23 protein-coding genes and 1 pseudogene are annotated in these 21,719 nt (G+C 70.9%); 14 read left to right on the forward strand and 10 right to left on the reverse strand.

Annotated features, from left to right (window positions below):
* The first annotated feature begins 127 nt into the window (after positions 1-127).
* The 5 genes and pseudogenes from B0I32_RS58685 to B0I32_RS59545 all read left to right on the forward strand — a co-directional run.
* Positions 128-499, forward strand: a complete 372-nt coding sequence (locus B0I32_RS58685; protein ID WP_219911585.1) for an enoyl-CoA hydratase-related protein — start codon at positions 128-130, stop codon at positions 497-499.
* A gap of 145 nt (positions 500-644) precedes the next feature.
* Positions 645-1,829: an RNA-guided endonuclease InsQ/TnpB family protein gene (locus tag B0I32_RS01345; RefSeq protein ID WP_245955458.1), complete on the forward strand. Its 1,185-nt coding sequence runs from the start codon at positions 645-647 to the stop codon at positions 1,827-1,829.
* Between the two features lie 88 nt (positions 1,830-1,917).
* Positions 1,918-2,058, forward strand: coding sequence for a hypothetical protein (locus B0I32_RS01350; protein ID WP_181306897.1), 141 nt, complete (start codon positions 1,918-1,920; stop codon positions 2,056-2,058).
* Positions 2,059-2,206: 148 nt separating this feature from the next.
* The gene (pgeF, locus tag B0I32_RS01355; protein WP_106234215.1) at positions 2,207-2,917 is read left to right on the forward strand and encodes a peptidoglycan editing factor PgeF; all 711 of its coding nucleotides are present in this window, start codon (positions 2,207-2,209) and stop codon (positions 2,915-2,917) included.
* A gap of 55 nt (positions 2,918-2,972) precedes the next feature.
* Positions 2,973-3,122 (forward strand): annotated as a pseudogene (locus B0I32_RS59545) (sigma factor); the annotation flags it as partial.
* A 255-nt stretch (positions 3,123-3,377) separates the two neighbouring features.
* On the opposite strand, the gene B0I32_RS01360 reads toward B0I32_RS59545, so the two are convergent.
* The 5 genes from B0I32_RS01360 to B0I32_RS01380 all read right to left on the reverse strand — a co-directional run bounded on the left by B0I32_RS01360 (position 3,378) and on the right by B0I32_RS01380 (position 8,475).
* Positions 3,378-3,719: a hypothetical protein gene (locus B0I32_RS01360; RefSeq protein WP_106234217.1), complete on the reverse strand. Its 342-nt coding sequence runs from the start codon at positions 3,717-3,719 to the stop codon at positions 3,378-3,380.
* Positions 3,720-3,745: 26 nt separating this feature from the next.
* Positions 3,746-4,918: an ATP-dependent DNA ligase gene (locus tag B0I32_RS01365; RefSeq protein WP_106234219.1), complete on the reverse strand. Its 1,173-nt coding sequence runs from the start codon at positions 4,916-4,918 to the stop codon at positions 3,746-3,748.
* A complete protein-coding gene (locus tag B0I32_RS01370; RefSeq protein ID WP_106234221.1) occupies positions 4,893-5,636 on the reverse strand; it encodes a pyrimidine reductase family protein in 744 nt (247 codons plus the stop codon). Before B0I32_RS01370 ends, B0I32_RS01365 begins: the two co-directional genes overlap by 26 nt.
* Before the next feature lie 176 nt (positions 5,637-5,812).
* Complete coding sequence (glgX, locus tag B0I32_RS01375) at positions 5,813-7,939, reverse strand: glycogen debranching protein GlgX (RefSeq protein ID WP_106234222.1); 2,127 nt, start codon at positions 7,937-7,939, stop codon at positions 5,813-5,815.
* Between the two features lie 110 nt (positions 7,940-8,049).
* Entirely contained in the window at positions 8,050-8,475 is a 426-nt protein-coding gene (locus B0I32_RS01380; RefSeq protein ID WP_106234224.1) for an OsmC family protein, read from the reverse strand.
* 151 nt (positions 8,476-8,626) lie between these two features.
* Here B0I32_RS01380 and B0I32_RS01385 point away from each other — a divergent pair, with 151 nt between their 5' ends.
* The 4 genes from B0I32_RS01385 to B0I32_RS01400 all read left to right on the forward strand — a co-directional run bounded on the left by B0I32_RS01385 (position 8,627) and on the right by B0I32_RS01400 (position 11,641).
* Positions 8,627-9,184: a sigma-70 family RNA polymerase sigma factor gene (locus tag B0I32_RS01385; protein WP_219911586.1), complete on the forward strand. Its 558-nt coding sequence runs from the start codon at positions 8,627-8,629 to the stop codon at positions 9,182-9,184.
* A 199-nt stretch (positions 9,185-9,383) separates the two neighbouring features.
* Positions 9,384-10,274 carry a maleylpyruvate isomerase family mycothiol-dependent enzyme gene (locus tag B0I32_RS01390; protein ID WP_106234227.1) on the forward strand — a complete coding sequence of 297 codons (891 nt, stop codon included), beginning with the start codon at positions 9,384-9,386 and terminating at the stop codon, positions 10,272-10,274.
* A 221-nt stretch (positions 10,275-10,495) separates the two neighbouring features.
* The gene (locus B0I32_RS01395) at positions 10,496-10,981 is read left to right on the forward strand and encodes a hypothetical protein (RefSeq protein WP_106234229.1); all 486 of its coding nucleotides are present in this window, start codon (positions 10,496-10,498) and stop codon (positions 10,979-10,981) included.
* Between the two features lie 84 nt (positions 10,982-11,065).
* Positions 11,066-11,641 carry an HD domain-containing protein gene (locus tag B0I32_RS01400; RefSeq protein ID WP_106234231.1) on the forward strand — a complete coding sequence of 192 codons (576 nt, stop codon included), beginning with the start codon at positions 11,066-11,068 and terminating at the stop codon, positions 11,639-11,641.
* Positions 11,642-11,818: 177 nt separating this feature from the next.
* Here the strand turns inward: B0I32_RS01400 and B0I32_RS01405 are convergent, their stop codons facing one another.
* Positions 11,819-13,168, reverse strand: coding sequence for an ankyrin repeat domain-containing protein (locus B0I32_RS01405; RefSeq protein ID WP_245955459.1), 1,350 nt, complete (start codon positions 13,166-13,168; stop codon positions 11,819-11,821).
* Positions 13,169-13,352: 184 nt separating this feature from the next.
* Here B0I32_RS01405 and B0I32_RS01410 point away from each other — a divergent pair, with 184 nt between their 5' ends.
* Positions 13,353-14,075: a DUF1707 SHOCT-like domain-containing protein gene (locus tag B0I32_RS01410; RefSeq protein ID WP_106234232.1), complete on the forward strand. Its 723-nt coding sequence runs from the start codon at positions 13,353-13,355 to the stop codon at positions 14,073-14,075.
* A gap of 1 nt (position 14,076) precedes the next feature.
* Here the strand turns inward: B0I32_RS01410 and B0I32_RS01415 are convergent, their stop codons facing one another.
* The 4 genes from B0I32_RS01415 to B0I32_RS61540 form a co-directional block, all read right to left on the reverse strand.
* Positions 14,077-14,853, reverse strand: coding sequence for a sirohydrochlorin chelatase (locus B0I32_RS01415; RefSeq protein ID WP_106234234.1), 777 nt, complete (start codon positions 14,851-14,853; stop codon positions 14,077-14,079).
* Positions 14,835-15,563 carry a phosphoadenylyl-sulfate reductase gene (locus B0I32_RS01420; protein ID WP_106234236.1) on the reverse strand — a complete coding sequence of 243 codons (729 nt, stop codon included), beginning with the start codon at positions 15,561-15,563 and terminating at the stop codon, positions 14,835-14,837. The genes B0I32_RS01415 and B0I32_RS01420 overlap by 19 nt, the downstream gene beginning before the upstream one ends.
* A 136-nt stretch (positions 15,564-15,699) precedes the next feature.
* The gene (locus B0I32_RS01430) at positions 15,700-17,388 is read right to left on the reverse strand and encodes a nitrite/sulfite reductase (RefSeq protein ID WP_106234239.1); all 1,689 of its coding nucleotides are present in this window, start codon (positions 17,386-17,388) and stop codon (positions 15,700-15,702) included.
* A 112-nt stretch (positions 17,389-17,500) separates the two neighbouring features.
* Positions 17,501-17,584: a putative leader peptide gene (locus B0I32_RS61540; RefSeq protein ID WP_311132608.1), complete on the reverse strand. Its 84-nt coding sequence runs from the start codon at positions 17,582-17,584 to the stop codon at positions 17,501-17,503.
* A gap of 195 nt (positions 17,585-17,779) precedes the next feature.
* On the opposite strand from B0I32_RS61540, the gene B0I32_RS01435 reads away from it, so the two are divergent.
* The 4 genes from B0I32_RS01435 (at position 17,780) to B0I32_RS58690 (ending at position 21,716) form a co-directional block, all read left to right on the forward strand.
* Positions 17,780-18,553 (forward strand): TIGR03084 family metal-binding protein, encoded by a 774-nt coding sequence (locus B0I32_RS01435; protein ID WP_106234240.1) that lies wholly within the window; start codon positions 17,780-17,782, stop codon positions 18,551-18,553.
* Between the two features lie 54 nt (positions 18,554-18,607).
* Positions 18,608-18,982 (forward strand): YccF domain-containing protein, encoded by a 375-nt coding sequence (locus tag B0I32_RS01440; protein ID WP_106234816.1) that lies wholly within the window; start codon positions 18,608-18,610, stop codon positions 18,980-18,982.
* Between the two features lie 87 nt (positions 18,983-19,069).
* The gene (locus B0I32_RS01445) at positions 19,070-20,002 is read left to right on the forward strand and encodes a YihY/virulence factor BrkB family protein (protein ID WP_245955462.1); all 933 of its coding nucleotides are present in this window, start codon (positions 19,070-19,072) and stop codon (positions 20,000-20,002) included.
* 82 nt (positions 20,003-20,084) lie between these two features.
* Positions 20,085-21,716, forward strand: coding sequence for a serine/threonine-protein kinase (locus tag B0I32_RS58690; protein WP_219911587.1), 1,632 nt, complete (start codon positions 20,085-20,087; stop codon positions 21,714-21,716).
* Positions 21,717-21,719: the final 3 nt, after the last annotated feature.

Genomic DNA, 21,719 nt, shown 5'->3' on the forward strand with positions numbered 1-21,719 from the left:
CGAGACGCTCGCCGAAGGCGTGGCGGTCCGGCCCCCACTCCGAAGGAGACCGTGTGAGCGAGCTGATCGTCACCGCCGACGGGCCCGTCCTGCGCGCCCCGCCCAGCACAACGCGCTGACCTGGGCCATGTGGGACGGCCTGGACGACGCCTGCGAACGCGCCGACGCCGACCCCGGCATCAAGCTGCTCACGATCTCGGGGGCCGGCGGGCGGGAGTTCGTCTCCGGAACGGACATCTCCCAGTTCGCCGACTTCACCGACGGGGCGGACGGCATCGCCTACGAGCGCAAGGTCCAGGGCATCATCGACCGCCTCGAACGCGTCAAGGTGCCCACCGTGGCCGTCGTCCAGGGCTACTGCGTGGGCGCGGGCCTCATCGTGGCCGCCGCCTGCGACCTGCGCCTGGCCGTATCGGGATCGAGCTTCGGCGTCCCCATCGCGAGGACGCTCGGCAACTGCCTGTCTATCAGCTCCTCCCGAGGGGACCGTCGTCTTTAGGCGACGGGGGAACCGGGAGCGGGAGGGCCGCCAAAGCCCGAGCGTGCCCTGACCTACCAGGTCCGCGCATCACAGATTTCCTCCCGGGTTTTGTCGGTGCAAGGCGATAGCGTGGTTGTCTCGTTACCGAACGTGGGGGGTGGGTGTGCGCCGGTCGTACAAGTACCTGCTGCGCGCCACCAGCAAGCAGGCCACCGCGCTCGCGCAGTGTCTGGAGGACCACCGGCAGCTGTACAACGCCGCGCTGGAGCACCGCCACACCGCCTACGCCAAGGCCGGGGCGAGCATCCGGTACGGTGAGCAGTCGGCCGATCTGAAGCACATCCGCGGCGATGACCCCGGCGGGCAGGGCCGGTGGTCGTTCTCTTCCCAGCAGGCCACGCTGCGCCGCTTGGACAAGGCGTTCCGCGCGTTCTTCGACCGGGTCAAGGCCGGGCGCATCCCAGGCTTCCCCCGGTTCAAGGGCCGGGGCTGGTTCGACACGGTGGAATGGCCGAAAGACGGCGACGGCTGCCGGTGGGACTCCCAGCCCGAGCACCCCGCCGCGACCTACGTCCGGTTGCGGGGCGTCGGGCACGTCCGGGTGCATCAGCACCGACCGGTCAAGGGCCGGGTGAAGACGATCGCGGTCAAGCGGGAAGGCAACCGCTGGTACGTGGTCCTGTCGTGTGACGACGTGCCCGCCGAGCCGCTTCCCGCCACGGGCGCGGCAGCCGGGATCGACATGGGCGTGGCCTCGCTGGTCACCACCTCCGACGGGGAACACCTGGCCAACCCCCGCCACCTGGCCGCAACCGCCGAACGTCTCGAGACGACGCAGCGGGCCCTTTCCCGCAAGAAGCGGGGCTCCAAGCGGCGGCGCAAGGTGGTGGCCCGCGTTGCCGCGCTGCACGGCAAGGTGCGCCGCCAGCGGCTCGACTACGCGCACAACGCCGCGCTCGCGCTGGTCCGCGACTACGACCTGATCGTGCACGAGGACCTGCCGATCACCAACATGACCCGCTCGGCATCCGGCACGATCGAGGCCCCCGGCCGCAACGTCGCCGCCAAGGCCGGTCTCAACCGAAGCATCCTGGACGCGGGTTGGGGGGTGTTCCTGACCATCCTCGCGCACAAGGCTGAAAGCGCCGGTCGAGAGCTGATCGCAGTGAACCCCGCCGGCACCTCCCGCACCTGTGCCCGATGCGGGCACTGCGCGAAGGAGAACCGCGTCACCCAGGCGGAGTTCGCCTGTACGGCGTGCGGGCATGCCGCGCACGCCGACGTGAACGCGGCGGTCAACATCCTCAGGGCAGGGCTTGCCCTTCGCCGGGCTTCGGAAGCGGCTTAGCGAGAAGCCGCTCCCTTCAGGGAACGGAGGAGTCACGAACACGTACTCGCTGCTCGTCCACCACCTCGGCCCCGCCAGAACCCTGGACATGCTGCTGCGGGCCCGCATGTTCACCGCCGAGGAGGCCCACTCCGCCGGCTTCGTGGCCACGGTCTTCGGCAGCGACGACTTCCACACCGCCGTCCCCGCCTTCCTCACCAAGCAGCAGCCCACCTGGCAGGGCCACTGACCGCCCGCCCCTGAGGCCGGTGGAGGGTGGCGTGTGCCTGCGGGCGGTGGCACCGGCCCCCAGGCAGTGGCACCGGCCCCGGGCAGCGGCATCGGTCCGTGCACGCTGGGACGCGTCCGTGCCCTGCGCTCGGCCTAAGATCGGAGGCATGCAGCTCGCCCCCGGTGTCCACGTCGCCATCACCGACCGCAACGGAGGGGTCAGCGCTCCTCCCTACGGCACGCGCAACCTCGGCGGCATGGTCGGCGACGACCCGGCCGCCGTGCGGGCCAACCGCGAGGGCGTGGCGGCCGAGCTGGGGGTGCGCGCCATCGTGTTCATGCGCCAGGTCCACAGCGCCGACGTCGCCTACGTGAGCGAGCCGTTCGGCGACGACCCGCCCATGCTGGACGGCGTCTTCACCACCGAGCCCCGCCTGGCGCTGGCCTCGCTCGGGGCCGACTGCCCGGCCGTGCTGGTGGCCGACCCCGTGGCGCGCATGATCGGCGCCGCCCACTCCGGCCGCCCCGGCACCGAGGCCGGCATCGCCACGGCCCTGGTGGAGGCGATGGCGGCCAAGGGCGCGGAGCCCGGCAGGATGGCCGCCCTGATCGGCCCGGGCGCGTGCGGCCGCTGCTACGAGGTGCCCGCCGACCTGCGCGACCAGGTCGCCGCGAAGGTGCCCGCCACCTGGTCCACCACCTCCTGGGAGACCCCCGCACTCGACCTGCGGGCCGGCATCGAGTCCCAGCTCCGGGCGGCTGGCGTCCCCGACGTACGCCACGACGCCCGCTGCACGATCGAGTCGCAGGAGCTCTACTCCCACCGCCGCGAACACCCCGGCGGCCGCTTCGCCGGCCTCATCTGGCTCGACGCCTGACCAGCCCTCACCCGACGCGCAGATCCGCGGGCCGGCTCTGCCGCGCTACGGGCTCGTGCTCACCGGCAACCCGCACGACGCCGCCGACCTCGCCCAGGAGGCGCTGCTGAAGCTCAGCGGTTCCTGGTCGAGGGTGCGGAAGAAGCACGACCCCTGGGGTTTCGTCCGCATCACCATGGCATGGCTGCACATCAGCGCCTGGCGCCGGATCAAGCGTGAACGTCTGGTCGTCAGTATTCCGGAAGAGGGTGCCGCCGACGCGGACATCGCCCGCTTCGACGGCAAACCGGGGCTGTGGCGCCTGGTGACGCGACCGCCCCCGCGCCGGCGCGCGGTCATCGGTCCGTGTCCGGTCATCCCGGGCGAGTCGGTCGGCCGGATCAGCGAGCCGGCCCGGCCACGTGAGAACGGCCGGCCGGGAGGGCACCTGAGGCCGTGTGGGCCGGGTGCCGGTGGCGGGTCAGCTCTTCTTGTTGGAGTTGTAGAGCGAGTTCACCACGATGATCCCGAGCCAGATCCAGATGAGCCCGTACGCCCGTTCCGCGAACACGAGGACCAGGGTCATGATCGTGCCCAGGGCCATCGAGACGATGGCCAGGGCCAGGCGCTGGGCCTCCGTCGGTCCCGGGCGGGCCACCTTGGCGGTCTGCTCCGGGGCGATCTGGGCGACGCGTTCGTCCACCCGGCGGTCGATCTCGGTGCCCACCCGGTCGAGGAACGACTCCACGACCGCGTCCTCGAACTCCGGCCCGAGGTCGCGACGCGCGGACACGGCGGCTCGTAGTTCATCCCCAGTGCTCATATGTCGAGATATAACGGGATTATGGGCTATCGGGCAAGGACGTCATCGAGGTTGTAACTGACTGGACGCTCCAACTGCTCATAAGTGCACGATTCGGGCGTCCGGTCGGGCCGCCACCGGCGGAACTGCGCGGTGTGCCGGAACCGGTCGCCCTCCATCTGGTCGTAGGCCACCTCGATCACCAGCTCCGGCCGCAGCGGGATGAACGACAGGTCCTTCTTGGCGTTCCACCGCGACACCGCCCCGGGCACCCGCTGCCCGCCGGTCGCGGGCCCGGCGGCAGGCTGGCCGGCGTTGGCCGCCGCCTGCTCGGCCCAGTGGCCCCAGGGATGCTCGCTCAGCTCCGCGAGGTACGGCCTGATCTCCTCGACCAGCTCCGCCCTGCGCTTCATCGGGAACGAGGCCGCCACCCCCACGTGGTGCAGCCGCCCGTCGTCGCCGTAGAGGCCGAGCAGCAGCGAGCCCACGATCGGCCCCGTCTTGTGCTCCCGGTAGCCGCAGATGACGACGTCGGCGGTACGTTCGTGCTTGACCTTGAACATCGTCCGCTTGTCGGGCACGTACGGCTGGTCACCCGGCTTGACGATGATGCCGTCGAGGCCCGCCCCCTCGAACATCTCGAACCACTCGCCCGCCTGCTCCTCGCTGGTCGTGACCGGCGTCAGCCGGACGGAGCCGCCCTTCTCCTCGGGGAAGAGCTTCTCCAGCCTGGCCCGCCGCTCCGCGAACGGCGCCTCCAGCAGCGACTCGTCGCCCACCGCCAGCAGGTCGAACGCGATGAACTGGGCCGGTGTCCGCTCCGACAGCATGCTCACCCGCGACTTGGCCGGATGGATGCGCTGCTGCAGCGCGTCGAAGTCGAGCTGGGTCCCCATGGGCAGCACGATCTCGCCGTCCACGACGACCCTGCCGGGCAGCTCGGCCCGCACCGCCTCGACCAGCTCGGGGAAGTAGCGGGTGAACGGCCGCTCGTTGCGGCTGCCCAGGTAGACCTCGTCGCCGTCGCGGAAGACGATGCAGCGGAAGCCGTCCCACTTCGGCTCGTAGAACAGCGTGCCGTCCTGCTTGGGCATGGCCTTGACCGGCTTGGCCAGCATCGGCGGCACCGGCGGCCGCACCGGCAGATTGGGCACCGGCTCCGGCTCAGGCTCCGGTTCGGTTTTCTTGGCCGCTTCAGGCTCCGGCGTCGGCTCGGTCATGGCTCTGCTCCCTCGTGTACTTGCAGAAGAGGACCCCCGCCTCTTCCAGCACCTGGCTCAGTTCAAGTGCCGTCTGCGCCGGCTCGCCGTTCTGGATGCGCGCGGCGCCGCCTCCGACCAGCAGCGGGCTGATCGACAGGCACAGCTCGTCGACCAGGCCGTCGGCGGACAGCTGGGCGTTGACCCGGGGACCACCTTCGCACAGCACCCTGGTCAGGCCCCGGTCGTGCAGCGCGGCCACGGCCGCCCGCAGGTCGACGCCGTCCTCGCCGGCCACGATCAGGTCGGACCGCTCGGCCGCCGTCTTGCGCCGGTCACCGGGCGCGGCCTCGCAGGTGATCACGATGGTCCGGCTGGGGGCGCTGGTGAACAGCTCGCCGTCGAGGTCGAGGTCGAGGCTGCGGGTGATCACGGCGATCGGCGGCACCTCGGGCCGGCCCCGCCTGATCTCCGCCCACGCCTCGCGCGGCGGGACCGGGCCGTACCGCTCCTTGCGCACGGTCGCGGCGCCGGCGACGATGACGTCGGCCAGGCCGCGCAGGGTCTGGAAGATGCGCTTGTCGCCCTTGCTGGACAGCCCGCCGGAGCGCCCGTCGAGCCAGGCCGCGCCGTCGGCGCTGGACACCATGTTGAGCCGCAGCCACGGACGGCCCTCGGGATAGGCGTACGCCTGCACGATGTCCGGATTGTCCTGTATGTCGGGATAGATGCGCCGCACTCCTCTACCTTGGCACACGGCACCGACAATCGGTCGCAGGGGTTTTGTCGGGAACGAGAGCCGCGTCCAACGGGAAGGCACGGGGCACAGGGCCCGTAGCCCAGAGCCGGTCGAGGGCTGGCCCAGGACTGGGCTAGAGCTGGTCCAGGGCCGGTCGAGGCCGGTCCAGGGCTGGGTCAGGGCTTGGACTGACGGGGCTGGCGCAGGACCTGGAGCGAGCGGGCCGTGACGGCCACCACGGCGTTCGGCAGCCAGCGCTCGTCCAGGAACGCGTCCTCCACCGTGTCGTGGTTGGTGTCGAGCACCGGCAGCCACGCCGCGCCGAACTCCTCGCCCGGCAGCGTGAACGGCATGTTCTCGTGGTGGGCGTTGATCAGCAGCAGGAAGGAGTCGTCGACGATCTTCTCGCCGCGCGGTCCCGGCTCGGTGATCGCCTCGCCGTTCAGATAGACCATCAGCGACTTGGCGTAGCTGATGTGCCAGTCGCTCGCCGTCATCTCGCGCCCGCCGGGCGTGAGCCAGACCAGGTCCCGCTTGCCGTCGTCGGGGTGGCGGCCGTGGAAGAAGCGGCGGCGCTGGAAGACGGGATGCTCGCGGCGCAGCTTCGACAGCACGCGGACGAAGTCGAGCAGGTCGGACTCGGCCCGCACCATCGACCAGTCCACCCAGGCCAGTTCGTTGTCCTGACAGTAGGCGTTGTTGTTGCCGCGCTGGGTGCGGCCGATCTCGTCGCCGTGGGACAGCATGGGCACGCCCTGCGACAGGAACAGCGTGGCCAGGAAGTTGCGGCGCTGGCGGCGGCGCAGCGTGACGATCTGCGGGTCCTCGACCGGGCCCTCCGCGCCGCAGTTCCAGGAGCGGTTGTCGTTGGTGCCGTCGCGGTTGTCCTCGCCGTTGTCCTCGTTGTGCTTGTGGTCGTAGGAGACCAGGTCGGCGAGGGTGAAGCCGTCGTGGCAGGTGACGAAGTTGATCGAGGCGACGGGACGGCGGCCGGAGGACTCGTACAGGTCGGCGGAGCCGGTCAGGCGGGAGGCGAACTCGGGCAGGGCCGAATGGGTGCCCCGCCAGAAATCTCGTACGATGTCGCGATATTTGCCGTTCCACTCCGTCCACAGGGGCGGGAAGTTCCCCACCTGGTAGCCGCCGGGACCGACGTCCCACGGCTCGGCGATCAGCTTGACCTGCGAGATCACCGGATCCTGCTGGATCAGGTCGAAGAACGCGCTCAGCCGGTCGACGTCGTGCAGTTCCCTGGCCAGCGCCGAGGCCAGGTCGAAGCGGAACCCGTCGACGTGCATCTCCAGCACCCAGTAGCGCAGGGAGTCCATGATGAGCTGCAGCGCGTGCGGCGAGCGCACGTTGAGCGAGTTGCCGCACCCCGTGTAGTCGAGGTAGTAGCGCCGGTCGCCGTCGTGCAGCCGGTAGTAGGCGGCGTTGTCGATGCCCCTGAAGCCCAGCGTGGGCCCCATGTGGTCGCCCTCGGCCGTGTGGTTGTAGACCACGTCGAGGATGACCTCGATGCCCGCCTCGTGCAGCGCCCGCACCATGGCCTTGAACTCCAGCACCTGCTGCCCTCGCGTCCCCGAGCTGGAGTAGCGGCCGTGGGGAGCCAGGTAGGCCATGGTGTTGTAGCCCCAGTAGTTCGTCAGCCCGCGCGCCACCAGGAAGTGCTCGGGGACGTAGTGGTGCACCGGCATCAGCTCGACCGCAGTGACCCCGATCGACAGCAGGTGCTCGATGATCGCGGGATGCCCGATGCCGGCGTACGTGCCGCGCAGGTCGGGCGGCACGTCGGGGTGCCGCATGGTGAGCCCGCGCACGTGGGCCTCGTAGATCACGGTCTCGTGGTACGGGATGCGCGGCGACCGGTCGTTGCCCCACTCGAAGAACGGGTTGATCACCACGTTCTTCGGCATGTAGGGCGCGCTGTCCTCGGTGTTACGCCGGGTCGGATCGGTGAAGTAGTAGGGGAACAGCGCCTGGTTCCAGGTCAGCTCACCGTCGATGGCCTTGGCGTAGGGGTCGAGCAGCAGCTTGGCCGGGTTGCACCGGTGGCCGTGGGACGGCTCGTTGGGCCCGTGGACGCGGTAGCCGTAGCGCTGGCCCGGCTGGATGCCCGGCAGATAGCCATGCCAGACGAACCCGTCGACCTCGGGCAGTTCGACGCGCTCCTCGGAGCCGTCATCGTGGAAAAGGCACAGCTCGACCCGCTCGGCGACCTCGGAGAACACCGAGAAACTGGTGCCCACGCCATCCCAGGTGCCGCCGAGTGGATAGGGCTCGCCCGGCCAGACCTCACGCATGTGGCCCAATTGTCGCACGCTGAAGCGGTCTTGGTCGTGTCATGGAGAGAACGCTCTGCTCCCGGGCCACGGAACCCCACGTCGGCAGGGGCTCCGTGGCGGACGGGAGACTAGAGCAGCTCGGCCTTGAGCGTGATCGTCGTGCCGGCCAGGGCCTTGCTCACCGGGCAGTTGGCCTTGGCCGTCTCGGCGGCCTCCTGGAACTGCTCGGCGGTCAGGCCGGGCACGTGACCCTGCACCGTGAGCACGATGCCCGTGATGCCCTCACCCGGCTGGAACGTGACGTCGGCACTCGTCCGCAGCGACTCGGGCGGCGTGCCCGCCCCGGCCAGCCCGTGGGACAGCGCCATCGAGAAGCAGGACGAGTGGGCGGCGGCGATCAGCTCCTCCGGCGAGGTCTTGCCGTTGGCCGCCTCGGCCCTCGACGGCCAGGAAACCTCGAACGTGCCGACTCCCGAGGTGTCGAGCGAGACCGTGCCCGAACCGTCGAGCAAGGCGCCCTTCCACTGCGTGGTCGCGGTGCGTGTGGTGGCCATGGCGTTGTGCTCCCTCCTGTATGGACTTCCGACCTTATCGCGTGGCGAAACAGGCCCGCCGACCGTCATCCGGCTGCACATTTGCCGCGAATAATGACATGCTCGGGTCGCGGCGCACCCGCCGCCTTGGTCCGGATCAAACGGGAGTGTGGTGCCAGTGGAGGCACCGTACGACGACCGTCTGCTGCATCAGCGAGTGGTCGGCGGCGATGAGTCCGCTCTGGGTGAGGTCTACGATCGGCTCTCCTCGCTGATCTTCGGTCTCTCCCTGCGGGTCACCAGGGACCGGGTGATCGCCGAGGACATCACACAGGAGGTGTTCCTCGTCTTCTGGGAGCGCCCGCTGGCCTACGACCCGGAGCGGGGCACGCTGCGCGCCTGGCTGGCCACGATCGCCCACCGGCGCGCGGTGGACCACGTACGCGCCGAGGAGCGCAGGAGGGTCTCGGCGCTCGGCCCGCGGCTGTTCGAGCGCGAGCCCGTGCGGCTGGAGGACACCGTGCTCGCCGCCGACGAGGCGGAACGGGTCCGGCAGGCGGTCACGTCGTTACCCGACGGCCTGCGGGAAGCGGTCGAGCTGGCGTATTTCGGCGGCAGGACCTACCGGCAGGTCGGGGAGGAGCTGGGCGTGCCGGAGGGCACGGCCAAGTCGCGCATCCGGCTGGCGCTGCGGCGCCTGGCGGACGCGCTCGCCGAGGAGGAAGTGTGATGACCACCGCGCCGCCGACCGCCGGGCGGGCGTTCGCGCACGCGAGCGGCACGCCGGACGCGGGCCCGCCGCACGCGCGGCCGGCGCACGCTGGACCGGCGCACGCGAGCCCGGTGTTCGCGCACGCGGGAAGCAGTCTTACGGACGCAGGGCCGCCGCGCACGTGCCCAGCGTCCACGCACGCGCAGGAAGAGGTGTGATGGACCCCGTCGAGCGTCTCTATCTGGACGCGATGATGGAGGACCCGGCGGTGCCGGCCCACTCGTTGCGACCCCAGCTCCTGTCCGGGGCCAGGGCCCGGCGCAGGCCCGCGGCCCCCACCGCCGCCTGGGCCGAGCCGTACGCCGGCCGCGTGGCCGCCATGGACGCCCTGCTGGCCTCGGCCGCGGAGGACGACTGGTCGCGCGTCATCGTCGAGGGCTGGACGTTGCAGGAGCTCGTCGCCCACCTGGCCGCCAAGGACGGCCTGCTGGCCGCCGCCGTCGGAGCTCCCGTGCTGGGCCCGCCGATCGGCGCGGCCGACTCGGCGAGCCGGACGGACGACCTCCAGGCCTACGAACGTGCCCGCAGCCCCGAGCAGACCAGGCGGGACTGGCGCGCCCAGGCCGACGCCCTGTGCCGCCACCTGGCCGAGCTGCCGCCCGCCACCCCGACCACGCTGGACGGCCTGGAGGTGGTGGCGAGCGACCACATCCTGGCCAGGAGCCTGGAGACGTGGATCCACACGGTGGACGCGGCCCAGATGGCCGAGATCCGGCTGCCCGACCCCATCGCCGGTCACATCCACCTCCAGGCCGACCTCTGCGCCCGCCTGCTGCCTCTCACGATGTTCCTGTCCGGCCTGGACGGCACCGGCCGCACGGCGCACGTGACGCTGACGGGCGAGGGCGGCGGCGAGTGGCGGGTCGCCCTGGGCGTCGGCGACACGGAGCCGGGCGAACCGGATTTGCGCATCACGGCGGACGTGGTGAAGTTCTGCTTCCTGCTCGGCGGCAGGGGGGATCCGGGGGAGTTCCCCGCCGAGCTGGACGGAGACCTTCCCCTGGCCAGGGACATCCTCCATGCGGCCCCCGCCCTTTCCGGTCCTTAACCCTACAAAAGGGACGAATTGCCGCTACGCCAATTACCGTATTTCCCACAAAATCAGGATTTCCGAATATCGCGACTTCCTGGTGAACGGCGATGATTTGACGGGTTGTTGGAGTTCGTAGAGGTAAAGGAGATTCTGCGTCGGGGTATGCCGACCCATGTCCGAGTACGCCGAGAAATGCGCGTTCCAGGACTCCGGGTCGATCTACCCAGGGCGGAAAAATGCACGTCAATTCGAATGACTCGCGCCGCGGGCGCATCGCGACACTGGCCGCGGCCGGAGCCGTCGCCGGACTCATGCTCCTCCCCGTCGGCCAGGGGGTCGCCGGCGCGAGCACGGCCGCGGTCCCGAGCGCGGTCGGATGGGTCTCGGGCGAGAAGCCGGTGCTGTGCGGGTACAGCCACTGGTGCGGCCGCCGCGGCTGGGGTCCCCGCTGGTGCGGCGGCAGGTGCCACCGGCATCACCACCACCACGGCTACCGCCACCACCACGACTTCGAGTCGCACAACAGGCACCACCACGTCGACCGGCGCGAGCCCGTACGCCGGGAGCCCGTGCGCGAGGAGCCGGTGCGGATGGAGCCCGAGCGGCCGGTCAAGGAGGACCGGGTCAGGCCGATCAAGCCGGTCAAGCCGGAGAACCCGTACAAGGACGACCGGGACGACTGGGGCGACTGGCTGCCCTTCGGCGCCGACGACGAGGGATGAACGAAGGCCGGCCGGGAGCACGCGTGTCGCGGCGATCGTGGAGGTCGTCGTCTAGGCTCGGCCCATGACGAGAGGGGGGTCCTCGTGACGGACGAAGTGACGGGTCTTGCGGGCCTGCTGTACGAGTTCGGGCTGCTCAAGCGCTACAAGCGGACCGGTTGGCTGGTGGCGGGCGTACGCGACCCCGAGAGCATCGCCGAGCACTCCTTCCGCGCCGCCGTCATCGCCAGCGTGATCGCCAGGCTCGAAGGGGCCGACCCGGAGCGGGCCGCGTTCATGAGCCTGTTCCACGACACGCAGGAAACCCGCATCACCGACATCCCGTACATCGGCAAGCGCTACCTCAAGCCGCCCTCCAACGAGGACGTCACCGCGGACCAGATGCGGGGCGTGCCCGCGGAGGTGGCCGAGATGGTCGGCGACGCGGTCGGCGAGTACGAGGAGAAGGCCAGCCTGGAGGCCGTCTGCGCGCGCGACGCCGACAAGCTGGAGTGCCTCATCCAGGCCGTCGAATACCGGGAGCAGGGGCACCAGAACGTGCAGGGGTGGATCGACAGCTCCCTGGCCGCCCTCACGACCACGACGGGCAAGCGGCTGGCCGAGGAGGCGTTGAGCACGGGGACCCTCGACTGGGTGGTCCGCGTGCTCAACGGCGACTGACGCGACAGCCCGCACGGGCCCCGGCAGACGGCGCCAGGGCCCGTCGGCGGAGAACGGGGCAGACAGCGCCAGGGCTCGCCGGTGGAGGACCGGGCAGACGACGCCAGGGCTCGCCGGTGGAGGACCGGGCAGGCGGCGCCAAGGGCGCGCTGACAGGCCGTACCGGCGGCGGCCCGGCTATTCGCCGGCGGGGCGGGTGACGAGCTCTCTGGCGTACTCGTCGTCGCTCTCCGCCAGCACCCGCTCGGCCCCCTGCGCGGCCCGTTCGTCGCCGCGCAGGGCCAGCCCGCGGGTCGCCTCGGCCACCGTGCGCAGGTCGGTGTCGGTTAGCCGGGCCGCCAGCGCCTCCCTGATCCCGGGCGTGTCGGCGGCCAGCCCGGCGACGCCGGCGGTGGCCCAGTCGCGGATCTCGGAGTCGTCGTCCTCGGTCATCGAGATGAGCAGCGCCAGCGCTTCCTCGTCGTCCGGCGGCAGCACGTCGGCCAGCGCGATCGGGTCGGTCATCGTGCGCTGGTGACCGGGCCGCCCGATGACGTCGAGCACGTACGGCAGCGCCCGCGGATCGCCCTGATGCCCCAGCCCGGCCAGCACCGAGCGCAGCACCTGCGGATTGCTCTCCGTGGTGACCATCTTCTGCAGCAGCGGCAGGGTCCGGTCGAGGTACGGCTTCTCCCCGTCCTCGGTGAACCCGAACTGGGCGATGGCGTCGACCCCGAACTCCCGCTCCCTGGCGTCCTCGCTCAGGCACAGCCGGGTCAGCGCGTCGTACGTCTCCTCGTCGTCCCGCCTGTTCAGCGTGTCGGCCACGATCCACCAGGTCTCGGCGTCCTCGTCGATGTCGCGGTGGGCCAGCGCCCGCGCCACGAGCCGCTCGACCGGGGTGTGGACGCCCGCCGCCTCCTCCAGGAGCGTCGCGACGGCCGCGTGGCCCCGCTGGGCCTGCACCTGGTCGCTCTCGGAGCCGTCGGCCGAGCGTCCCGCCACGGTGATCAGCTCGGTGCCGTCCTTGGCGTACTGGCGGGCCACCACGTATTCCCAGTCGTCCTGCTCGAACTGGTCCATCAGCGCGCTCTCCAGGTGCACGCCCACCCACGCGCCGGCGATCTCCAGCGGTGAGTCGCCCTCGCCGTCGTACTTCTGGTGGTCGGCCCCGGCCTCCAGCAGTGCCTGCACCACGCCCAGCGCGCCCCGCCTGGCGGCCAGGGTGAGCGGGGTGTCGCCGTCGTCGTTGGTGACGTCCACGTCGGCGCCCGCCTCGATCAGCACCTGGGCGACCGCGGCCTGTCCGTTGGTGGCGGCCCAGAGCAGGGCCGTCCAGCCGCCGTCCTCCCGGCCGTCGACCTGGGCGCCGGCTTCCAGCAGCGCCCTGGCCACCTCTGTGCGGTCCCTGGCGGCGGCCGCGCACAGCGGCAGCCCGCCCTCCTCGCCCTCGCTGGGCGTGTTGGGATCGACGCCGGAGGCGAGCAGCTTGCCGACGGTCTCGATCTCGCCGTTCATCGCCGCGCGGTAGAGCTGTTCCTCATGCATGACAGGGACCCTAGCCTGGTCCGGCCGCGCCCCGGACCAAGCCAGGGCCCCGTGTCATGGCGTGGTACGCACGCGGCCCCCGCCGGGGTTCAATCGCGATGCCGAACCTGCATACTTCGCTGGATGTCGTGTTTCCTACCAAAGTAGGAGCTTCAAGGCGCTCGAAACGCGATATGTTGCGAGTATGACTGATCCCGGTGACGTCCGCGCGTCGGACGCCGAGCGCGAGGCCGTCGTCGAGCAGCTCCGGGTGGCCTCGGTCGAGGGCCGGCTCTCGCTCGTCGAGCTGACGGACAGGACGGAGGCGGCCTACACCGCCACCACCCACGCCGAGCTGGCCATGCTCACCCAGGACCTGCCCGCGGGCGGCACGCGGGCGCCCGTCCCCGCCGCTCCCGCGGAGGGCAGGAAGCGGCGCTGGTTCGTCGGCGTCATGGGCGACTCCAAGCGGCGCGGCACGTGGCGCATCGACCAGGAGCTCGGCGCCGTCGCGGTGATGGGCGACGTGGTGCTCGACCTGCGCGAGGCCGAGGTGCGCACCGACCGGGTGGAGATCCTGGCGGTCTCCGTGATGGGCGACGTCAAGATCATCGTCCCCGACGGGGTGAACGTGGACCTCGACGGCATGGCCATCATGGGCGACAAGAAGGTCAAAGTGGACCAGGCGCCTCCCGGCATGAACGTGCCGGTGGTGCGGGTGCAGGCGTACGCGATCATGGGTGACGTCAAGGTGGTCGGCGACTCGCACGCCCAGCCGCTGCAGCGCCGCATCACCGCCTGGCGCGAGCACTGGCGGCGGCTGCACGGCGAGGACTGGCGCGAGCTGAGCCGCCAGCTGCGCGCCGACACCCGCGAGCTGAACCGGCAGATCCGCGACGCCCACCGCGACCTGGGCCGAGGCTACTGAGTCAGCCCGCCAGGGGCACCGGCTGCCGCTGGGCCGCCTCGTACCGTTCCAGCAGCACGTCCACCAGCTCGGGCGCGGGCCCGAGCACGTCCGCCACCACCTCGGCGCCCGCCTCCAGCGTCTCCCGCCGCACCTTGTCGGCGAAGTAACCGGGAGCCAGCAGGTACGGCGCGACGACCACCCTCGGCGCTCCCGCCCGCCGCAGCGCGGCCACGGCCTCGGCGGGGGAGGGGCGGGCGGCGGAGGCGTACGCGGCCGTGACGGTCCACCAGCCGGAACGCCGCCAGCCCCGCGCCAGCGCGGCGACGACCCCGTTCGCCCTGGCGTCGCTGGAACCCGCCGAGACCAGCACCACCGCCGTGTCAGGGTCGCCCACGGTCACGCCCGCCTCGCTCAGCCGCCGTTCGAGCGCGCGGCGCAGCGCGGGATGCGGCCCGAGCGTGCGGCCGTAGTGGACGACAAGGCGCGGCTCGCGGGCGCGCACCTCGTTCAGCGCGGCCGGCAGGTCCACCCGGCTGTGGTAGGCCTCGGTGAGCAGCAGCGGCAGCACCACGGCCCGGTCCAGGCCGCGCAGCGCCTGGCCGAGCGTGGGAGCGCTGTGGTCGAGATAGGCGACCCGGACGTCCAGCGGCACCTGGCCGAGCAACGCGGCCACGGTGGCGGCGGCGCGCGGGTCTCGCGACCCGTGGGCCACCGCCACCAGTGGCACGCCGCCGGGGGCCGTCCCGCCTGCCAACGGGACGGGTCCCCCACTGGGGATCACAGGTGAATGCCGCATTCGACCTTCCCCAGGCCCGCCCAGCGACCGCTGCGCGGATCCGCACCCTCGGCGACCTGCCGCGTGCACGGGGCGCAGCCGATCGACGGGTAGTTGTCGTAGTGCAACGGGTTGATGAGCACCCCGTTGTCGGCGATGTAGTTGTCGACGTCCTCCTGCGTCCAGGAGGCGATCGGGTTGACCTTCACCATCTGCCGCTTGGCGTCCCACTCCACGACCCTGGTGTCGGTCCTGCTGGTCGCCTCGTCGCGGCGGATGCCGGAGATCCAGGCCAGGTACGGCTCCAGCGCCCGGTTCAGCGGCTCCACCTTGCGCAGGTAGCAGCACAGGTCGGGATTGCGGCCGAACAGGCGCGGGCCGAGGTCGCGATCCTGCTCCTCGACCGTCCGCGACGGCTTCACGTCGATCACGTTGACGTCATAGACCTGCCGCACGGCGTCCCGCGTGCCGACCGTCTCGGCGAAGTGGTAGCCGGTGTCGATGAACAACACGTCCACCCCGGGTTTGACCCTGCTCACCAGGTCGATGAGGAGCGCATCGCTCATCGAGGAGGTCAGGCACAGCCGGTCGCCGAACGTGGCCGCCGCCCAGCGGATGATCTCGCGGGCGGGGGCGTCCTCCAGGAACAGCGCGGCGGACTCGACGATGTCCTGCAGGTCGAGCGCGTCGCGCTGCTCTCTCAAACCGACCTCGATGTCGACCAGCGTCATATCTTCACTCCGATTCCCAGGAATTTCAGCTTGAAGGCACGAGCGCAGGCGCGGCAGTACCAGCCGCCGTCACCCTGGTAGGGCTCAAGGTCCTCGTCGCCGCAGTAGGGGCAGTGGAAGGGGACCGCTCGTGTGGTCATTTCAGGTCGGCCTCGTCCGCTCGCTGGACCCAGTCGGCGAACGATTCGCCTTCCTTCTTCTGGCTGTCGTAGTTGGACACGACGCGCGACACGTAGTCGGGCAGCGCCTTGGCGGTGGTCTTGAGGCCGCGGACCTTCCTGCCGAACCCGGCGTTGACGCCGAGCGAGCCGCCGAGGTGGATCTGGTAGCCCTCGACCTGGTCGCCGTTCTCGTCGACGACGAGCTGCCCCTTCAGGCCGATGTCGGCCACCTGGATGCGGGCGCAGGAGTTGGGGCAGCCGTTGACGTTGATGGTCAGCGGCTCCTGGAAGTCGGGCAGGCGCCGCTCCAGCTCGTCGATCAGGTCCATCGCGGTGGCCTTGGTCTCGACGATGGCGAGCTTGCAGTATTCGATGCCGGTGCAGGCCATCGTCTGGCGGCGGAAGGTGGACGGGTTGACCTGGAGGTCGGCCGCCTCCAGCTCGGCCACGACGGACTCGACCCGGTCGGGCGCGATGTCGAGGACGACCATCTTCTGCTCGACGGTGGTGCGGACCCGGTCGGAGCCGTGCCGTTCGGCGATGTCGGCGATCCGGTGCAGGGTGTCGCCGTCGACCCGGCCCACCTTGGGCGCGAAGCCGACGTAGAAGTTGCCGTCCTTCTGCGGGTAGACGCCCACGTGGTCGCGCCGGTTGTCGCGGGGCAGCTCGGGCGCGGGCCCGTCGGGCAGCCGCTCCTTGAGGTATTCGGTCTCCAGGACGTCGCGGAACTTCTCCGGACCCCAGTCGTTGACCAGGAACTTGATCCGGGCCCGGTGACGCAGCCGCCGGTAGCCGTAGTCGCGGAAGATCCCGACGACGCCCTCGTGCACGTCCGCGGCCTTGTCGGGGCTGACGAACACGCCGAGCCGCTTGGCCAGCATCGGGTTGGTGGACAGCCCGCCGCCGACCCACAGGTCGAAGCCGGCCTCGCCCTGCTCGTTGACCACGCCGACGAACGCGACGTCGTTGATCTCGTGCACCGTGCAGTGCGCGGGGCAGCCGCTCAGCGCCGTCTTGAACTTGCGCGGCAGGTTGGAGTAGGCCGGGTTGCCGATGACCCGGTCGTAGATCTCCGTGATCTGCTCGGAGGCGTCGAGCACCTCGCCGGTGTCGATCCCGGCGAGCGGGCACCCCATGATCACGCGGGGCGTGTCGCCGCACGCCTCCGTGGTGGACAGGCCGACGGCCTCCAGCCGCTCCCAGATGTCGGGCACCGACTCGATCTCGATCCAGTGCAGCTGGATGTTCTGGCGGTCGGTGATGTCGGCGGTGCCGCGGGCGTACTCGTTGGAGATGTCGGCGATCGTGCGCAGCTGGGCCAGGTCGAGCTGGCCGCCGTCGATGCGCACGCGCAGCATGAAGTAGCGGTCGTCGAGCTCTTCGGGCTCAAGGATGGCGGTCTTGCCGCCGTCGATGCCGGGCCTGCGCTGGGTGTAGAGGCCGTACCAGCGCATGCGTCCGCGCAGGTCGGCCGGGTCGATCGAGTCGAAGCCCCGCTTGGCGTAGACGTCGATGATCCGTTGGCGGACGTTGAGGCCGTCGTCGTTCTTCTTGTTCTCTTCGTTCTTGTTGAGCGGCTCGCGGTAGCCGAGGGCCCACTGGCCTTCGCCGCGCGGGCGTTTGTGGTGCCGGCTGGCAGGAGTGCGGCTGGCAGGGGTGCTCATTGCGCGTCCTTCGATTCATGGGCGCGCTGCAGTGTTCCCACCTGGCCTCGTCATCGAGGGCAGGGCTGGAGAGGAAGAGTGCGACGCGCTCAGCGGTAGAGAAACAAGTGAGTTAGCGGGCGTCGCAACAGATGGCACTGCGGACACGCTGAAGATCGACGTGGCGTCGACCGACGAGCATGGGGTCCGCTGGCATGATTCGAGATTACTCTGGCTGTCCGGGATGTCCAAGACGGGGTCCAGAGTGTGGGATGGTTCACCCCTGACGTGGCCAGTCCAGGTCCGACTCCTGAGGCTGCTCCTCGCTCTTGTGCTGGCAGTCGCACCATGAGCCGCCGCGGCAGTCCTCGTGACGCTTGTCCTTGCAGCTCTCGCAGATCACGCTTGCATTATGGACCTCATGGCCGAGCTGCTCGGCGACCTGCGCGCCGAGACCGCCTCCTTCGAACAACTGCTCCAGCCCCTGCGGGACGACGACTGGGAGCGGCCCACCCCCGCCGAGGGCTGGGCGATCCGTGACCAGGTGAGCCATCTCGCCTGGTTCGACGACGCGGCCGTGCTCGCCGCCACCGACCCGGGCGGCTACGAGGCGCTGCTCGGCCGGTTCGGCTCCGTCGACGACGTGGCCGAGGCGATGCGGGGGATGCCGCCGGGCGAGTTGCGCGCCTGGTTCGGCGCCTCCAGGGCCCGCTCCCTTGAGGTGTTCGGCACGCTGGACGCCCGTGACCGGCTGCCGTGGTTCGGGCCGCCGATGTCGGCGGCCTCGTTCGTGACCGCGCGGCTCATGGAGACGTGGGCGCACGGCCAGGACGTCGCCGACGCGCTCGGCGTGGTCAGGGAGCCGACGGAGCGGCTGAGGCACGTGGCCACGATCGGGTTCAGGGCCCGGCCCTACAGCTTCGCCGTACGCGCGCTGCCCGTCCCCGAGGAGCCCGTACGGGTGGAGCTGAGCCTGCCCGGCGGCGGCACCTGGACGGCGGGGCCGGAGGAGGCCACCGGCCTCGTCCGCGGCACGATCCTCGACTTCTGCCTGGTCGTGACCCAGCGCATCCACCTGTCGGACACCGGCCTGGAGGCCACCCCCGGCCCGGCGCGGGCCTGGATGGAGATCGCCCAGGCGTTCGCCGGCGGCCCTGGCAAGGGCCGGGCGCCCAAGTCGGGGTGAGGCCAGGGTTCCGCCGGATGACGCCGGCCTCATGATCGGTGACATGCTGTGAGCATGCGCACAATCCTCAACGTCATCTGGCTGGTGTTCGCGGGTGTCTGGCTGGCGATGGGCTACGCCCTGGCCGGCGTCATCTGCTGCATCCTGATCGTGACGATCCCGTTCGGGATCGCCTCGTTCAGGATCGCGGCGTACGCGCTGTGGCCGTTCGGCCGGACGGTCGTGCGCGACTCCGAGGCGGGCGTCTTCTCGCTGCTGGGCAACATCATCTGGTGCGTGGTGGCCGGCATCTGGCTGGCCATCGGGCACGTCGTCACCTCGATCCCGCTGTTCATCTCCATCATCGGCATCCCCATGGGCGTGGCCAACATCAAGCTCATCCCCGTCTCCCTCCTTCCCCTGGGCGCGCGCATCGTCGACAACGACTGAGCACGACCGGCGGCGACCGGACGGCTAGAGGTGGCCCGGGGGACGTAAGCTGTGCCGAAGAGTCACTGCGAATAACCGTTGGGTGCCATGACGTCCACCGATGCGCCTTCCCGGCCCAAGCGCGGCCTGGTCTCCCATGCCCGCGCGCGGCTCAACTGGGTGCTCGACACCAAGTCGTGGGCGATCGTGCGCGCGTCCACCAACGCCGGCGTCACCTACCGGGTGACCGGCCTGGCCGGCGAGGCCGCGTTCTTCGCGCTGCTGTCGCTGCCGCCGTTCGTGCTGGGCCTGATCGGCGTGCTGGGCAAGCTCGGCACCTGGCTCGGCCCCACGGTGGTCACCCAGGTGAAGACCTGGGTGATCGACCAGGCAGGGCTGCTGTTCACCGACGACGCCCTCGACAAGGTGATCAATCCGCTCATCACCGACGTGCTGAGCGACGACGCCGGCAAGGTGTCGATCATCTCGCTGGGCTTCCTGCTGTCGCTCTGGTCCGGCTCCAGGGCGCTCTACGTCTACGTCGACCTCATCTCCGTCGCCTACGGGCTGGGGGAGGAGCGCGGCATCATCCGCACCCGGCTGATGTCCTTCGGCCTCTACGTCATCGGGCTGATCATCGGGATCATCGTCATGCCGATCCTGGTCGTCGGCCCGACCCTGATCAAGGACGCCCTGCCGGCCGACTACGGCAGCCTCATCGACCTGCTCTACTGGCCGGTCGTCATCATCGGCTCGGTGCTGTTCCTCACCGTGCTCTACCACGTGAGCGTGCCCGTCCGCACCAAGTGGTACCGCGAGCTGCCCGGGGCCATCCTGGCGCTGTTCCTGTGGATCCTCTGCGCGGCGGTGCTGCGCGCGGTGCTGGCCGCCTGGTTCTCGCCCGTCTCGGTGTACGGGTCGCTGGCCGCGCCCATCGCGCTGCTGCTGTGGCTCTACATCACCGCGCTGGCCGTGCTCATCGGGGCGATCCTGAACGCGGAGGTCGACCGGCTCTGGCCGGGCGTGGGCCGCGCCAAATAGCCGGCCGCCGGGGCCGGGCGGCCCCGGCGCGATCCCCGGGTTCCGCTACCGCAAGTCATGACGCACCGCCAGAATGCATGACGTGAACGATCAGACCAGGCGAATAGGGCCCTACACCCTCGTGCGCAAGCTGGGCGAGGGCGGCATGGGCATCGTCTACCTCGCCCAGGATCCCTCGTTCGCCCCGGTCGCGCTCAAGGTGCTGCGGCCCGAGCTGGCCGGCAGAGAGGACTTCAGGCGCCGCTTCACCAGGGAGGCGGAGGCCGCGCGGCAAGTGGCCAGGTTCTGCACCGCGCCCGTGCTCGACGCCGGGATCGAGGGTGGGACGGCCTACCTCGTCACCGAGTACGTGGACGGCCCCGACCTCACCACCATGATCGAGACGCGCGGGCCCATGCGGGGCGCCACCCTGGAGGCGCTGGCCGTCGGGGTGGCCACCGCGCTGGCCGCCATCCACGGGGCCGGCGTCGTGCACCGGGACCTCAAGCCGTCGAACATCCTGCTCAGCGCCGTCGGCCCGCGCGTCATCGACTTCGGCATCGCCCGCCTCGCCGAGCCCGACGCCACCCAGTCCGCCACCGTCGTGGGGACACCCGCCTACATGGCGCCCGAGCAGACGGGCGCCGGGCCCATCACGGCCGCCGGCGACGTGTTCGCCTGGGGCGGCGTGGTGACGTACGCGGGGACGGGACGGCCGCCGTTCGGCACCGGGCAGGTGCCCGAGGTGCTCTACCGGGTGGCGCACCACGTACCGCAGCTGGACGGGCTGGACGAGCGGCTGCGCGAGCTGGTGGAGCACGCGCTGCGCAAGGACCCGGCCCGGCGGCCGAGCGCGCAGCAGCTCATCGACCGGCTGCTGGGGCACGAACGGGCGAGCGTGGCCTCGGCGACCCGCGCCGTCAGCGACTCCTGGACCCCGCTCCTGCCCGCCCAGCCACCCACCGGCCCCGTCCAGCCAGGCCGGACCGGGCCCATCCAGCCAGGTCAGGGACAGGTCGGGCCCATCCAGCCATGCCAGGTGAGCGCAGGTGTGCCGGTCGCTTCGGCGTCCGGAGGGGGCGGGCGCTGGGTGGCGCCGGTGGTCGCCGCCGTGCTCGCCTCCGCGCTGACCGCCGGTGGCACGCTCGCCCTGTGGCGGCCGTGGGAGCCGCGCGCGAGCACGCCCGCGGCGATGGTGACCACGTACGAGACCGTGACCGAGCCGGCGGACGCCACCACGCCGGCCGGCTCCGAGTCCGATCGGCCCGAGGAGACCGGCACGCCGCGCACGTCCCCGACCGGTCCCCGGGGCATCGTCACCCCGGGCACCAGGCAGGCCGCGGAGTCCTTCGACTACAACGACGGCTCCGTCCGCAAGCCGGTGGTGCTGCAGATCGTCAAGCTCCGGTGGCAGGGCGACGACGTACGGCTGGAATTCTCGCTCAGGAACGACCACACGCGGAACTCCCTCAGCGTGTGGGGACTCACCGAGAGCAACGCCTACAGCCTGGGCGACATCGAGATGGCCCTGCCCGACCGGCCGATGCCGGTCAAACCCCTGCGGGAGGGCGACAAGTGCGTCTGCACCGAGCTGACGCCCGGCGACCAGATCCCGGCCGGTCAGACTCGGCGTTTCTTCGCCGTCTTCGGCGGCGTCCCCAAGACGGCGACCACGGTGGACCTGGACCTGAAGAACCTCGGTCACTTCGAGAACTTCCTGATCACCACGAAATGAGCG

Source organism: Nonomuraea fuscirosea, from assembly GCF_003001935.1.
Classification (GTDB): domain Bacteria; phylum Actinomycetota; class Actinomycetes; order Streptosporangiales; family Streptosporangiaceae; genus Nonomuraea; species Nonomuraea fuscirosea.